Origin of the sequence: Microbacterium gubbeenense DSM 15944, from assembly GCF_000422745.1 — a bacterium.
GTDB classification, from domain to species: Bacteria; Actinomycetota; Actinomycetes; order Actinomycetales; family Microbacteriaceae; genus Microbacterium; species Microbacterium gubbeenense.
The window spans coordinates 1-13,243 of sequence record NZ_AUGQ01000020.1 but is presented as its reverse complement, the minus strand read 5'-3'; the positions used below and the strand labels follow the sequence as shown (position 1 = coordinate 13,243).

General features: G+C 68.6%; 13 protein-coding genes. 8 read left to right on the top strand and 5 right to left on the bottom strand.

Features of this window, described 5'->3' with window-relative positions; all coding sequences use genetic code 11:
- Positions 1-4 precede the first annotated feature (4 nt).
- The 3 genes from aztA (at position 5) to G510_RS0110820 (ending at position 1,654) form a co-directional block, all read left to right on the top strand.
- Positions 5-619 carry a zinc ABC transporter ATP-binding protein AztA gene (aztA, locus tag G510_RS16540; protein ID WP_051216686.1) on the top strand — a complete coding sequence of 205 codons (615 nt, stop codon included), beginning with the start codon at positions 5-7 and terminating at the stop codon, positions 617-619.
- A gap of 67 nt (positions 620-686) precedes the next feature.
- Positions 687-1,301: a hypothetical protein gene (locus G510_RS16535; protein WP_051216685.1), complete on the top strand. Its 615-nt coding sequence runs from the start codon at positions 687-689 to the stop codon at positions 1,299-1,301.
- A complete protein-coding gene (locus G510_RS0110820) occupies positions 1,298-1,654 on the top strand; it encodes a hypothetical protein (RefSeq protein WP_029153644.1) in 357 nt (118 codons plus the stop codon). The genes G510_RS16535 and G510_RS0110820 overlap by 4 nt, the downstream gene beginning before the upstream one ends.
- 35 nt (positions 1,655-1,689) lie before the next feature.
- Here G510_RS0110820 and G510_RS0110815 read toward each other — a convergent pair whose 3' ends face one another.
- The gene (locus G510_RS0110815) at positions 1,690-1,953 is read right to left on the bottom strand and encodes a hypothetical protein (RefSeq protein ID WP_029153643.1); all 264 of its coding nucleotides are present in this window, start codon (positions 1,951-1,953) and stop codon (positions 1,690-1,692) included.
- 2 nt (positions 1,954-1,955) lie between these two features.
- Positions 1,956-2,441, bottom strand: a complete 486-nt coding sequence (locus tag G510_RS0110810; protein WP_029153642.1) for a TNT domain-containing protein — start codon at positions 2,439-2,441, stop codon at positions 1,956-1,958.
- 39 nt (positions 2,442-2,480) lie between these two features.
- Between G510_RS0110810 and G510_RS18575 the strand changes: the two genes are divergently transcribed.
- The 5 genes from G510_RS18575 to G510_RS0110785 all read left to right on the top strand — a co-directional run bounded on the left by G510_RS18575 (position 2,481) and on the right by G510_RS0110785 (position 11,396).
- Complete coding sequence (locus G510_RS18575; protein ID WP_029153641.1) at positions 2,481-2,663, top strand: hypothetical protein; 183 nt, start codon at positions 2,481-2,483, stop codon at positions 2,661-2,663.
- Positions 2,664-2,909: 246 nt separating this feature from the next.
- Positions 2,910-3,617 (top strand): FHA domain-containing protein, encoded by a 708-nt coding sequence (locus G510_RS0110800; protein ID WP_029153640.1) that lies wholly within the window; start codon positions 2,910-2,912, stop codon positions 3,615-3,617.
- 75 nt (positions 3,618-3,692) lie between these two features.
- Positions 3,693-4,946, top strand: a complete 1,254-nt coding sequence (locus tag G510_RS0110795; RefSeq protein ID WP_029153639.1) for an RDD family protein — start codon at positions 3,693-3,695, stop codon at positions 4,944-4,946.
- A gap of 13 nt (positions 4,947-4,959) precedes the next feature.
- The gene (locus tag G510_RS16530) at positions 4,960-9,681 is read left to right on the top strand and encodes a type VII secretion EssC family protein (RefSeq protein WP_084644323.1); all 4,722 of its coding nucleotides are present in this window, start codon (positions 4,960-4,962) and stop codon (positions 9,679-9,681) included.
- Entirely contained in the window at positions 9,678-11,396 is a 1,719-nt protein-coding gene (locus G510_RS0110785; protein ID WP_029153638.1) for an ABC transporter substrate-binding protein, read from the top strand. Before G510_RS16530 ends, G510_RS0110785 begins: the two co-directional genes overlap by 4 nt.
- Positions 11,397-11,468: 72 nt before the next feature.
- On the opposite strand, the gene G510_RS0110780 is transcribed toward G510_RS0110785, so the two are convergent.
- Genes G510_RS0110780 through G510_RS0110770 form a run of 3 tightly spaced genes read right to left on the bottom strand, consistent with a single transcriptional unit; the run spans position 11,469 to position 13,106 of the window.
- Positions 11,469-11,855 (bottom strand): DUF2185 domain-containing protein, encoded by a 387-nt coding sequence (locus G510_RS0110780; protein WP_029153637.1) that lies wholly within the window; start codon positions 11,853-11,855, stop codon positions 11,469-11,471.
- Positions 11,848-12,402 carry an ankyrin repeat domain-containing protein gene (locus G510_RS0110775; protein ID WP_029153636.1) on the bottom strand — a complete coding sequence of 185 codons (555 nt, stop codon included), beginning with the start codon at positions 12,400-12,402 and terminating at the stop codon, positions 11,848-11,850. Before G510_RS0110775 ends, G510_RS0110780 begins: the two co-directional genes overlap by 8 nt.
- A gap of 47 nt (positions 12,403-12,449) precedes the next feature.
- Positions 12,450-13,106 carry a GH-E family nuclease gene (locus G510_RS0110770; RefSeq protein ID WP_029153635.1) on the bottom strand — a complete coding sequence of 219 codons (657 nt, stop codon included), beginning with the start codon at positions 13,104-13,106 and terminating at the stop codon, positions 12,450-12,452.
- Positions 13,107-13,243: the final 137 nt, after the last annotated feature.

Below are 13,243 nucleotides of genomic sequence, written 5' to 3'. Positions count from 1 at the left end.
ACCGATGACGACATTGCTTCGAGCCACCGGCGTGTGCTGCTCGTACGCCGGCGCTGAGGTGCTCCATCGCGTGGACGCGGAGCTTCCCGCTGGAGAGATCACGGCGATCATCGGGTCGAATGGTGCCGGGAAGTCGACGCTCGTCGAGGTTCTCGCGGGAGTTCGGCAGCCGACCGACGGGCACGTCGAGCGTCACGGCGATATCGCCCTGGTCGTGCAGCGGGCGCAGGTTCCGCAGACACTGCCGATGACGGTGCGCGACACGGTCGCAATGGGCACATGGGGTATGCGCGTCGGGCGCCGAAAGGCCGCACAAGCCGTTGATGTCGCGCTCGATCGCGTCGGGATGTCAGACCTCGCCGGACGATCGTTGCACGCGCTGTCGGGCGGCCAGCGGCAGCGCGCGCTCGTCGCACAGGGCATCGCGCGCGACGCGCAGATCCTGCTGCTCGACGAGCCTGCGGCAGGGCTCGACGCCGCGAGCCGCGAGCGCATGCGTGAGATTCTTGCCGTCGAAGCGTCAGCAGGGCGTGCGATCGGCTGGGTCACGCATGACGATGAGGATCTCGCGGTCGCGGACCGCATCGTGCATCTCGCGCGCGGCCGCCGGGTGGCCTGACACGAGGCGCGCCCTCCCAGGCGGCGGCCATAGTATGGAAGGGCCGTTCGACCGCCAGAGGAATCGCATGCCCACCCGCACCAGTTCGCCGCGCTCCGCGCGTCTTGCGCTGATCCTGCGGGCCGCGATCGCCGCGGTCGCCGCGGCGATCGTGACCTTCGTGCAGGATCGCTCGGGCGACTTCGCCCTGCTCGTTTTTCTCGCGTTCCTGATCGCCACTCTCGCGGTGCTCGTCGTCGGCATGATCCTGAGGGGACTGACACCGGCGCGCTGGGCGCTCGTGCTCGCGTACGCGCTCGGCATCCTCGTCGTCGTGGTGCTCCCGGGGCCCGCCGAAGTGCGATTCCACATCGCGCTGCTCGTGTGGGCCGCGGCCGCCGGCATCGTCGAAGTCGCCTCCGGGCTGCTCGATCGCACCTCCGTTGAGGCTCGCGATCGCATCACCGTCGGCGCGCTCACGTGCGTGCTGGCGATCGTCACGCTGATCGTGTCGCCCGGCTACTCCCTCGACTACTTCGTCAAGGAGGCCGGCCAGAGCTTCACCCTCACCGGCACGATCATCGGTGTCGGACTCTTCGGCGGCTGGGCCGCCATCATCGCCGTCTACCTGGGAATCGGCGCGCTCTCACCCGCACAGAAGACCGCCGTCGCGCAGACCGCGGTCACGAAGGACGCCTCATGACCGACAAGCTCACCCGCCGCGACCTCATGAAGCCTGTGCACCTGCTCGGCTGGTCGTTCGTCGCGGCGCTGTTCGCAGGGTTCGTGACCGCGATGTCGATGGGGGCGTTCGCCGACGGGGGCAGCGAAACCGTCGGCTCGGCGTGGCGATTGGCGGCGATCGTCGCGGGAATCGTATTCATTGTCTGCGTGCTGTCGCTCGCGCTGCTGCTGCTCGTCGTCGACCCGAAGGAAGTCGCGAAGTCGCACGACCGGGGCGTGCTGCAGTCGTACGACGACGGCGAAGCTGGCGGCGAAGGCGCCGCTAGCGGCGACGAGGCGGCCGATGATCCTCAGGGTCGCGCCGGGCACTGACCCCCGCATCACGGGGCGAAGGAATGCGCAGGCCGTTACGCGAGGCGCGCGAACGCGTCGCGCATCGTCTTGTCCTGCCGCAGCTTGACGAGCACGTAGTCGAGCGCGGCTGATTCGTCGTCGAAGAACGCCTCAGTGCGCCCCATCACGTGACCGCGCTCGTCCGAGATGAAAGCGCGCAACCGATCTCCGTCGCGCTCGAGCACGACCGCGTCCATCACGAGAGGACCGTGACCGTACAGCACAGGCGTGCTGAGGTGCTCATCTCGAATGATGCGCGTCAGTTCGTCGATGGTCATTGTCATACCTCCCGGATCAACCCAAGTTTACGGAGCATCTCGACCGTGGTCGGCAACATGTCTTGAGTGGCGCCGCCCGGCTGATCGAACGCGGCCGCGGCCTCGCCGCGGAGCACATGGTCGAGGTCGGACAGGTCGAGCCCGTACTTCGTGAGCATCGCGTCGAGCGCGTTTCGCGTCGGGCCGTCGAGCTCGTCGTACACGTCGTGGATGTCCGCGGGCGAGCGCGTCCACTCGTACTCGTGGTAGGCGTTGGGGTTCTCGGCATACGGAAGCGAGCGCGTCTCGTATGGAAAGGAACCCTCCTCCGGGACCGGTGAGACGTAGCGTCCATTCGGATCCCCGTACCGGTCAAAGCGATCGCCGGCCTGCGGCACGTGCTCGTGCCTGATCGGGTTTCCATGCTCGTCGAGCGTGTAGCCGTTGTGCGGCGCGCCCGACCAATCGATCTCGCCGTTCTCATCCAGGAACTCCGGCTTCGGTTCCATATGGTCGGGTGAAGATCCCGCGCTGCTCGGCGTCGAATGATGCGACGTCGGCGCATCGATACCATCGGCCGTGGTGGAACCGTCCTTGTCTCGAATCGCACGGACGTCGTCCCGGATCCGGTCCGCCTGCTGTCGTTGACGGTCGCCGAAGGCCCGGCGCATACGGATGACGGCGCCGTCAAGCGCCTCGACGATATCGTCGCCCGCTCGTCTGATGCTTGAGATGTGGTCCCCCTCGCGACTCGAGACCGAAATAACCTAGGCGATCGTGAGTCGCGGACGCAAATGGGGTCGCTGTTCTGGCTCAGCCGCCGAGTACACGAGTAACGCTTGCGTCGTCACCTCGGCCGTTTCGGGTGAAAGTTTGCGATGATGGGTGACACCATGAGCCAGCCGATGAATCCTTCCGCCGACGATCACGGTGTCGATGTCGACACAGCGATTCCGGGCCACGAGCACCGCCGCGGCTTGAGCGTCCTGTCCGTCGATTTCTCGGGCGAGACCTTCTCGGTCGAACCGACCGACTCGTTCACGATCGGGCGCGAGGGCGACCTTGCCGTCGATGACAACCCCTACCTGCACCGCACGTTCCTCGAGATCTCGTGCGCGAACGGCATGTGGTGGCTCGCCAACGTCGGATCCCGGCTGTCGGCCACCGTATCGAGCGCGAACGGCGCTGTGCAGTCGTGGCTCTCTCCCGGAGCTCGCCTGCCGATCGTGTTCGAGGAGAGCACGATCGTGTTCACGGCGGGCCCGACGACGTACGAGATCATTCTGCAGGTCAAGGTGGCCCCGTACGCCGTCTCGAACCAGGTGCACGATTCGGTCGTCGGCGACACGACGGTCATGCCGGTGCGCTTCACCCCCTCGCAGAAGCAGCTGATCGTGGCCCTCGCCGAGCCGATGCTGCGCCGCGAGGGCGTGTCGGTCAGCAACCTGCCGTCGTCGGCCTCGGCCGCCGAGCGTCTCGGCTGGTCGATGAGCAAGTTCAACCGCAAGCTCGACCACGTCTGCGAGAAGCTCGACCGCATGGGCGTGCAGGGGCTGAGGGGCGCCCCTGGCAAGCTCGCGATGAACCGCCGCGCGCGCCTCGTCGAGTACGCCGTCTCGTCGCACCTCGTCAGCCGCGTCGACCTGCCGCTGCTCGATGCCGGTGATCTCGACAGCGACGCGTAAGCGCCGGGCAGAACTCCCCGACACCGACCAGCAGTCTCGCCGGTAGCCTGGATCGTTGGAGCGGAAGGGGCGCGCGTGACGACGATCTGGGAGATCGACGAGGACGATCACGAGATCGAGGGCCTCGACGACAACGGGCGACCGGATCCGGCGTACGCCGCATCGCTCGGCCTGACCCGGGCTCCCATGATGCGCCGCGCGGCGGCGTTCGCCGTCGACATCGTCGCGTTCTGGATCGTCCAGCTGCCGCTGCTGCTGTTTGCGATGCCGCTGATCGTGCTGTATCTCACTGGCGGCGTGAGCCTGTACGGCCTCATCTACCATCCGCGATTCGTGCTCGCCGCGATCATGGCGGGCGTCTCCGTCGTGCTCCTCATCGCCCTCGGCATCGCCCAGCTCGTGGCACACGGCCGCCGCGGCACATCGATCGGCAAGGCGTTCTTCGGCGTGCGCTCGGTGAACATCGCCACGCTCGAACGTCCCGGATTCTGGCGGATCGTGCTGCGCCTCATCGTCTTCGTCGCCTCGGGGATCGTCGTCGTCGGCCCGCTGCTCATGGTGCTCTCGTCGTTCTGGGATCCGGCGGGTCGCCGCCGCGGTTGGCACGACTACGCGGGGGGCGTGTGGCTCGTCGACATCAAGCGCGGCCTGAACCCTTACGACGAGAAGCGCATGCGCATCGCCCGCAAGGCCGTGCGCGTGGAGACCGCTCCCGAGCGCGAGGCGCGGATCTCCCTTGCGACCCCGTCGGGCGAGAGCGAACGCGGCGAGTACCGCCCGGTCGCGCGCGTCAGCTCGGGCGTGCTCGGCATGGCGCGTGCGACGACGGATCCGCGGCGCGACGGCCCCGCACCCGAGCAGGCGAGCGTCGTGCTCGGTGTGCCGGGCGGGCTGCGCGGTGCACCGCCCGCGCAGCCCGCGCCGCAGCCGCCCGCCCCGTCCGCCCCGGCTCCGGCGGCCGCACAGCCGCAGGCACCCGCACCGGTCCCCGCGGTGGCGTACGAACTCGAGATCGATTCGGGCCAGCGCGTGCGCGTCGGCGGTCTCATCGTGCTCGGGCGCGCACCCCGCGCGGAGGACGTGCCGCAGGGGGTGTCGCGCGTCGCGATTCCCGACGACACGCGCTCGATCTCGAAGACCCACCTGTCCGCGCGCCCGCTCGACGACGGAGTGGAGATCGTCGATCTCGACTCGACGAACGGATGCGAGATCGAGCGCGCGGGCCAGACGCGCGCGATCCCGCCGCGCACCCCGATCCGCGCGATCCCGGGCGATGTCGTGCGATTCGGCGACCGCTCGCTCGTGATCATCGCCGCGCCCACCGACTGATTGGCATGCTCCCGTGAAGGTCAAGCTCACCCTGCATCGCGTCGGCGCCGACGTCGTCGACATCGTCGTGACGGCGGACTCGCTGGCCACGGCCGGCGACGTCGCGCGGCGCATCGCCGAGACAGAACCCGCGCACTCGACGAAGGTCGAGGACGGCGACGTGCTCACGCTCGCGGTCGCCGCGCCGACCGCCGAGCGGATGGAGCCGCTGCAGCCCGACGTGCCGCTGAGCGAGGCGCCGATCGGCTCCGGCTTCGCGGTCGCGGTGCACAACCTCGGTCCCGAGGGCCTGACCGCCGTCGACGGCCGCCGTACGATCGCGGTCCTGCGCGCGGTCGAAGGGCCGTTCGCGGGGCGCGACTTCCCCGTTGCCCGCGGGCACTCGTTCGTGGGCCGCACCGCCGGAAACGACATCGTGCTGCCCGACGCCTCGGTCTCGAAGCGGCACGCGCGGCTCGAGGTGTCGAGCTTCATCGAGATCGCCGACCTCAACTCGGCTAACGGCGTGCGGGTCGACGGCGAGACCGTCACGCGGGCGCGCATCGAGCCGGGGCAGCAGTTCGTGATCGGCGCGACGACGTTCGTGCTGTTCTACTCGGCCGACGTCGATGCGGCCTCGGAGGATCCGGTCCTCGAGCGCGGAGGCGACCTGCAGTTCAACCGCAGCCCGCGCGTCGAAGTGCGCTACCCGGGCGAGGAGAAGCTACCCCCGCGAATGCCGACCGAGGTGACGCAGAAGCTGTTCCCCTGGATCATGCTCGTCGCCCCCATCATCATGGCGGGCGCGATGTACCTGATGACGGAGCGCCCGCGAACGCTGCTGCTGCTCGTGATGACGCCGCTCATGGCGTTCGGAAACTTCATCAATCAGCGCATGCAGCAGAAGAACAAGCGCAACCACGACGTGATGCTGTTCGAGAGGCAGTTCGAGACCCTCGAAGAGGAGTTCTACCTCGCCAAGCCCGAGGAAGAGCGCGCGCGCAACGAGGAGGTGCCGGCGGTCGCCGACGTGTTCGATCAGGCGATGCAGCTCGGACCGCTGCTCTGGACGAGGAGACCGGAGCACTGGAACTTCCTCGCCCTGCGTCTCGGCACCTCGACGGCGCTCTCCCGCAGTTCGGTCCGCGAGGCGGACGACCAGCAGGGCCTGCCCGAGTACATCGCGCGCGTCGACCGGCTGCGCGAGCGCTACCGCTACGTGCACGACGTGCCGGTGCTCGAAACTCTCACCGACGCGGGATCCATCGGCGTGGCCGGGCCCTCGACGACCGCCGCGGACGCCATGCGCGGCCTCGCGGTGCAACTGTTCGGCATGCACGCGCCCAACGAGGTCGTGACGGTCGCGTTCGCCGGATCCGAATGGGTGCCGCAGCTCGAGTGGCTGAAGTGGCTGCCCCACACGTCGAGCGAGACGAGCCCGTTCGCCGACCTCCCGCTCGTCGATTCCGCACCGGCGGCCACGGCGCTGCTCGCATCGCTCGAAGAGTACGTCGCTCGACTCGAACCCGATCGTGAGCCCCGCGGCCCGTTGGACGAAGAGTGGACCCCGATGCTGTTCGGCACCAACGTGAGCCGGGCCGCATCGCAGCGCACGCCGCCCAAGAGCGTCTCGGTGATCGTCATCGTCACGGACGATGCCCCCGTCGATCGCGCGCGGCTGATCCAGGTGCTCGAATCGGGCGCGAACGTCGGTGTGCACGCCGTTTTCGTCGCGCCCACCCCCGCGGCTCTGCCGGCGGTCTGCCGCAGCTTCATCGACGTGGAGCGCGGCCTCGAGGACGCCACAATCAACCTCGTGCGGTCGGGCGAGCGCTACGAGCACGCCGTGGTCGAGGGCGTCTCCAACACCTACATGAGCATGCTCGCGCGGCGTTTGGCCCCCGTCGTCGACGCGTCGATCGTCATCGACGACGACTCGGACATTCCTCATTCCGTCGGCTTCCTCTCGCTCGTCGGCTCCGAGGTCGCCGAGGAGCCGGACGCGATCATCGAGCGCTGGCGGCAGAACAACACGATCATCGACCGCAACGACACCCCGCGCCCGCGGCTGAAGCGCGCCGGCGACCTGCGGGCCATCGTCGGGCAGGGCGCGAGCGGGGCGATGACGCTCGACCTGCGCGGGCAGGGTCCGCACGCGCTCGTCGGCGGCACGACCGGCGCCGGAAAGTCGGAGTTCCTGCAGGCGTGGGTGCTCGGCATGGCGAGCGCGCACAGCCCGGATCGCGTCACCTTCCTCTTCGTCGACTACAAGGGCGGATCCGCGTTCGCGGACTGCGTCGACCTGCCGCACTGCGTCGGCATCGTGACCGACCTCAGCCCGCACCTCGTGCACCGGGCGCTCACGAGCCTGCGTGCCGAGCTGCATCACCGCGAGCACCTGTTCAACCGCAAGGGCGTCAAGGACCTGATCGAGCTCGAGAAGCGGCAGGATCCCGAGACCCCGCCCGCGCTCGTGCTCGTCATCGACGAGTTCGCGGCGCTCGCCGGAGAGGTGCCGGAGTTCGTCGACGGCGTCGTCGACATCGCCCAGCGCGGTCGCTCGCTCGGCATCCACCTCATCATGGCGACGCAGCGCCCGGCGGGCGTCATCAAGGAGAACCTGCGCGCCAATACGAACCTGCGCGTGGCGCTGCGGATGGCCGATGAGGGCGACTCGCGCGACGTCGTCGATGACACGGTCGCCGCCACGTTCCCGCCGTCGATCCCCGGACGAGGCATCGCCAAGACGGGGCCGGGTCGCCTGACGCCGTTCCAGTCGGCGTACGCGGGAGGGTGGACCCGCGATGAGACATCGACCGACGCCGACGTCGCGGTCGCGCAGCTTCGCTTCGGATCCGTCATGCCGTGGGAGCCGGACGGCCCCGCCGACATCGACGTGCACGACGAGGACCTCGGCCCGACCGACCAGATGCGCATCGTGCGCACGATCGTCGATGCGGCGGAGCGCGCGGGGCTTCCGATCCCGCGTCGACCGTGGCTCGACGAGCTGCCGACCGCGATCGACCTGATGAGCCTCGAGGGGCGCGGAGACACCGAGATCGTGCTGGGTCTCGTGGACGTCCCCGAACGCCAGCAGCAGATGGCGGCGTACTTCCGCCCGGATCACGACGGTTCGCTCGCCGTGTTCGGCACGTCGGGCTCCGGCAAGTCGAGTCTGCTGAAGACGATCGCGACGGCGGTCGGCACGCAGCCCGAGCTCGGATCCGCCGAGGTGTACGGGCTCGACTTCGCCTCGGGCGCGCTCGGTGTGCTCGAGGAGCTGCCGCACGTCGGAGCCATCGTTTCGGGCGACGACGCCGAGCGCGTGCAGCGACTGCTGTCGACGCTCATGGCCGAGCTCGACCGGCGTGCGGCCGCGTTCGCGGCGGCGCGCGCGTCGACCCTGAGCGAGTACCGCGACCTCGTGGATCCCGCACTGCCGCGCATCGTGCTACTGATCGACAACTTCGCCGAGTTCAAGAAGGAATGGGACTCGACGTCGGTGCGCACGCCGTTCTACCGCGGGTTCCTGCGGGTGCTCAGCGAGGGCCGCCCGCTCGGCGTGCACGCGGTGATCACGGCGGATCGCGCCGGCGCGGTGCCGACCGCGGTCGCGTCGAACATCACCCGCCGGATCATCATGCGCCTCGCGGACCCGAGCTCGTACGTGATGATGGGCGCCCCGAAGGACGTGCTCGACGACCAGTCGGCTCCGGGCCGCGCGGTCATCGACAAGAACGAGATGCAGGTCGCGGTGCCCGGCGGCACGTCGAACACCGCGGAGCAGGCGAAGGCCATCACCCGGCTCGCCGAGAAGCTGCGCGAACAGGGCGTCCGGCAGGCCCCCGGCGTCGGATCGCTCCCGACCGATGTCGACATCCGCGACATGCCCGACATGGTCGACGGGCAGCCGGTGTTCGGCGTCGCCGACGACACGCTCGAGCCGCGCGGGTTCGATCCGGTCGGGTCGTTCATGATCGCGGGCCCGCCGTCATCGGGCAAGACGAACGCGATGAAGTCGCTGATCATCGCGCTCGAGCGGTTCGATCCGAACATCGTGATGTTCCACTTCGGCACGCGCCGCAGCGAGCTCGCGGACTTCCGCGACTGGGCGCAGAGCGCGACGAGGGGCGACGAGGAGGCGGCCCTCGCGACGCAGCTGACCGATCTCCTCGCCGACGAGTCGTTCACGAGACGCATCCTCATCGTCTGCGAGGACATGCCGCACCTGGCCGACGGCGCCGCGGATCGCCCGATGCGGGCGATGCTGACGGCGCTCAAGGAGAGCGATCACCTCCTGCTCGGCGACGTCGACGTGTCGCGCGCGACGGGCGGATCCGGCGTCATGGGGCTGTGGAAGTCGGGTCGCCAGGGCATCGCGCTCAAACCTGATGGGATGGACGGCGACAGCCTGTTCAAGGTGCCGTTCGGGCGCATCAAGCGCGCGGAGTTCCCGGAGGGGCGCGGTATGTTCGTGCAGGCCGGTCGCGCGGTGCTCACGCAGATGCCGATCGCCCATGACACCAAGCCCGCGGGCCCCGCGGAGCCGTTCCGATTCCCGGAGAAGCCCGCACCCGAGCCCGGTGCGCCGCTGAGCCCCGAGGACGAGCGGGCTGCCAGGCGCGCGCGTCGCGAGGCGCGCGCGGCGGCCGGACCTGATCCGACGGCGGACATGAGCGAGGAGGAGGCCCGCGCGGCGCGACGGGCGCGGCGGCAGGCTCGGCTCGACGCCGCGAAGGCGAAGGACGCCGAATGACGACTCGTCGTGCGCTGTCGGTCCTCGCCGCCGCCGCGGCGGTGCTCGTGCTGTCGGCGTGCGGCGGGGCTCCGCTGCCGAGCTCGGTGATTGAAGACTCGTCGGTCGACGTGGCCTGGCGCGGGGCGCTGACCTCGGTCGGGTCTCCGGTGTCGACGGGCGATGATGACGTCTCGCAGCTGACGCATGCGCAGTTCGCGCGCCTCGACCAGGGCACCGTCGTCGAGGATCGCAGCTTCGGGCGCGTGAAGATCCTCGATGAATCAGACAGTGCGATGACCGTGCGCTACGACCTCGAACAGCCGAGCTGGTCCGACGGGATCCCGCTCGACAGCGCGGATCTGATGCTCGCGTGGGCTGCCGGTGCGCACCCCGGCGACGACGGTTTCGAGATTGCCTCGTCGGGCCTCGTCGGAAGCCGGACGCCGACGTACGACGAGTTCGAGCGCAGCATCGACGTGACCTTCGACGGCACGGTGGCCGATTGGCAGACCGCGCTGCAGGTCGTCGCCCCGGCGCACGTCGTCGGCCGGATCGCGTTCGGAATCGATGACCCGATGGCCGCGAAGCAGGCGGTGATCCAGGCGGTCGATAACGGTGATCTCGACGAGATCGCCTCGGCGTTCAACAGCGCGTTCGAGGTGTCGGCGCGGTCGCCCGTGGGCGAGGACAGACGGCTCGCGAGCGGCCCGTATGTCGTCGAGCGCATCGACGGAGACGCCGAGGCGGGGGATCAGGTCGTGACGCTCGTCGCGAACCGCGAGTTCCAGGGCGAGGTGGCGGGCGCGTTCGAGCGCATCGTGTTCCGTCAGGACCGGTCGACCGACGTCATCGACCACATCGGCGACGAGTACGACGTCGCGCAGCTGCCCGTTTCTCAGGCCGACTTCGTGCAGGTGCGAGACCTCGAGCGCGACGACTACGGCATGGCTACGGTCGGCAGCGGCAGGATATGGACGCTCCTCGCGCGGGCCGACACCTGGCCGCTGCAGGACATCGAAGCGCGCACGGCGTTCCTGCGCACGATCCCGCGCTCCGACATCATCGCGGCCGCCGCGGGGGACTGGACCGAGGCGTACGAGCCGATCTCCGCCATGACGCTCGCGCCGGGCGACAACGGGTACGAGATCGCGGTCGAAGACGGCGGGCTCGAGAAGCAGCTGGAACTGGCGCAGGACCCGGCGGCGATGCGGAAATCGGCGGGGGTGCCCGAGAACACGGTCGTCTGCATTCTCTACGACACCGATTCAGCGTTCGCGCGGAGCGCGTTCGAGACCATGAGCGATGCGCTCGACGAGGGCGGCTGGACCGCGCGGGACTGCGGCAACGCTTCTCCGGAGGAGGTCATCGCGGTCGGCGGGGCGTATGACGCCGTGCTCACGACGATCGACGTGCCCGAGACGCCCGCGGACATCGCGCGGCAGTGGGGGGCCGGCGACGGCAACCCGACGCACGCGACGAGCAAGGAACGCGACGCGCTCATCGAGCGCCTCGGGACGGTCACGGATCCGTACGAGCGTCGCGACGTGCGCGTCGCGATCGAGACCGACATCGTCTCGCAGCGCGTCGCCGTGCCGATCGCGGCGGATCCGGTCGTGATCGTCGCGAGCCGCGACGTCGAGACGGTGCAGGGCGCGCCAGGCCGGCACGGCGCGCTCGCATCGGATCCGCTCGAGTGGGTGCCCGAGGGTGCCGGCCCGCCCGCCGCGGGGTGAGCGGTCCGTTCGACGTCGGCCTCAGGAGATGCGCGCGACGGTGCGTGCCACGCAGCGCAGTGAGCGCGGAGCTCAGTCTTCCGCGGACCCGAGCCCGGCTCGATGACGGCGAGGAACGTAGAAGTTCTCCGGCGGTATCTCCCGACCGGATCGCGTATCGAAGATGCGGATTCCGTCACCCTCATCAACGATCTGAAGATCCGATCCGACCGCGAAGTCCCAGATGCCGATCAGTGCCGGCTCGATCGCGCAGAGATCGTTGTAATCGGCGATCTGGAAGTTGGACGCGTCCGCAAGCTCTTCTTCCGTGTCGATGTCGGAGAAGATGCGCCACCCGTTGTCCGCAGGGCCCGTCGATTCGTCGCGCACCATCCAGCGCACGCGTCCTGTGCCGTCCAGCACGCTCTTCGTTGTGAGGCACGCGCCTGCATCGGGGATGAATTCGGTGGCCTCACTCATCGACGTCGTTCTTCCGCTTGTCGTAGTCGATCATCATCCGGTACGGGATCGGGCGCTTCTCTGCCGCCATCTCGATCGATTCGCGCACGGTCCTCAGCCCCATGTTCCCCCGAGCCTCGAGGTCGAGATCGGGGCGTTCGAAGAATGCCTCGTACAGCGGCTCCGCCTCGTCATCCTCGAGCGTGTAGTTGTCGAACAGAATGGCGAGCGGGGCGCCGCGTTTCGAATCGACGCGATTGATCGGCGCCCCTCCAGCGAGGAGGCGTCGCAGCAGATGCGCGTCGCTCTCCGGCTCGAGGTCGGGATTCGTCAGGAGAACGTGCAGAACCGTTGTGCCGCTGCGAGTCACGACGCTCGGATCAGCACCGTCGTCCAACAGCCGATTCGTGATCGCAGCGCGAGCATCGGGGTCAGGGTTGAAGACCGAGCCGAAGAGGACCGTTTCCCCGACAGCGTCGGACTGATACATCGGAGTCACCGAAGGATCGTATGCGGCGAAGAATTCCTGCTCGTCGGCCTCTTCTGCCAGCAGGATGGGGTTCGTCATAGGGCTCCCTCGTTGCGACGCTTCGTCTCGTCCATGCTCTCACGCACCTACTCGTCCATGTGAGAACGGTTGCGCCCCGGATCTTCTGCGAAGTAGTTCCTCGGATTTCGATAGCGGCTGAGGAACTCCTCCTTTGAGATCTCGCCGTTGAGGTACTGATCACGGAGGTCACTGTACTTGCGCCTCGGCAGGTGCCCCATGTCCCAGAGGTCGCGGCGCCGTTGTCCAGGAGTCCACGTGACAAGGTCCCACGTGCCGTCCTGCCTGTTCACCCACACCTGGTTCTCACCGGGCGGATCCAGGCGGTCGCCATTCTGATCGCGCGGTGGCCGCCTGCGCTGAGAGGCGTTGGTGTTATTGAAGACGTCGCGAACCTGGTTCTTGTCGTACTTCGGTCGGCTGTTGGCGTACGGGAGGCGCTTGCCCTTGTCGTCGTATCCGTAGCTTCCGGGCTCACCGCGGCGCGGTAGCCGGGTCTTTCGACCGCGTCCGCCGTTGCCGGTGGGGCCGTGGTGGTCGCCCGGCCCGGTGCCGGGGTTGCTGTCAGTGTGGGATCCGTCGAAGTCGCGGTTATCGCTCGTGGTGCGCCGGATGTGTGTCGACTGGGTCTCGGAGCGTTCTTTGAACGCGCGTCGCATCTTGATGACGGCGTTATCGAGGGCGTCGAGGATCTCGTCCCCGTTGCGTCTGAGTGCACCCGACATACGTGTGGCCCCCTCTTGGGTTATCCGGCGAAGATCGGCAGGCCCGCGACCTGGGAAGCGAACGTGGTCAACAGCTCTTCCTGGTCCGTGCCGCAGTCATCGATCGCGTCGGCGATCTGTTCCATCAAGTCGTAATC

Coding starts and splice junctions, on each gene's coding strand:
- G510_RS0110820 (WP_029153644.1), top strand. CDS start 1,298: ATGACCGACAAGCTCACCCGCCGCGACCTCATGAAGCCTGTGCACCTG.
- G510_RS18575 (WP_029153641.1), top strand. CDS start 2,481: ATGCGACGTCGGCGCATCGATACCATCGGCCGTGGTGGAACCGTCCTT.
- G510_RS16535 (WP_051216685.1), top strand. CDS start 687: ATGCCCACCCGCACCAGTTCGCCGCGCTCCGCGCGTCTTGCGCTGATC.
- G510_RS0110780 (WP_029153637.1), bottom strand. CDS start 11,855: ATGAGTGAGGCCACCGAATTCATCCCCGATGCAGGCGCGTGCCTCACA.
- G510_RS0110785 (WP_029153638.1), top strand. CDS start 9,678: ATGACGACTCGTCGTGCGCTGTCGGTCCTCGCCGCCGCCGCGGCGGTG.
- G510_RS0110815 (WP_029153643.1), bottom strand. CDS start 1,953: ATGACCATCGACGAACTGACGCGCATCATTCGAGATGAGCACCTCAGC.
- G510_RS0110775 (WP_029153636.1), bottom strand. CDS start 12,402: ATGACGAACCCCATCCTGCTGGCAGAAGAGGCCGACGAGCAGGAATTC.
- G510_RS0110810 (WP_029153642.1), bottom strand. CDS start 2,441: ATGGAACCGAAGCCGGAGTTCCTGGATGAGAACGGCGAGATCGATTGG.
- G510_RS0110770 (WP_029153635.1), bottom strand. CDS start 13,106: ATGTCGGGTGCACTCAGACGCAACGGGGACGAGATCCTCGACGCCCTC.
- aztA (WP_051216686.1), top strand. CDS start 5: ATGACGACATTGCTTCGAGCCACCGGCGTGTGCTGCTCGTACGCCGGC.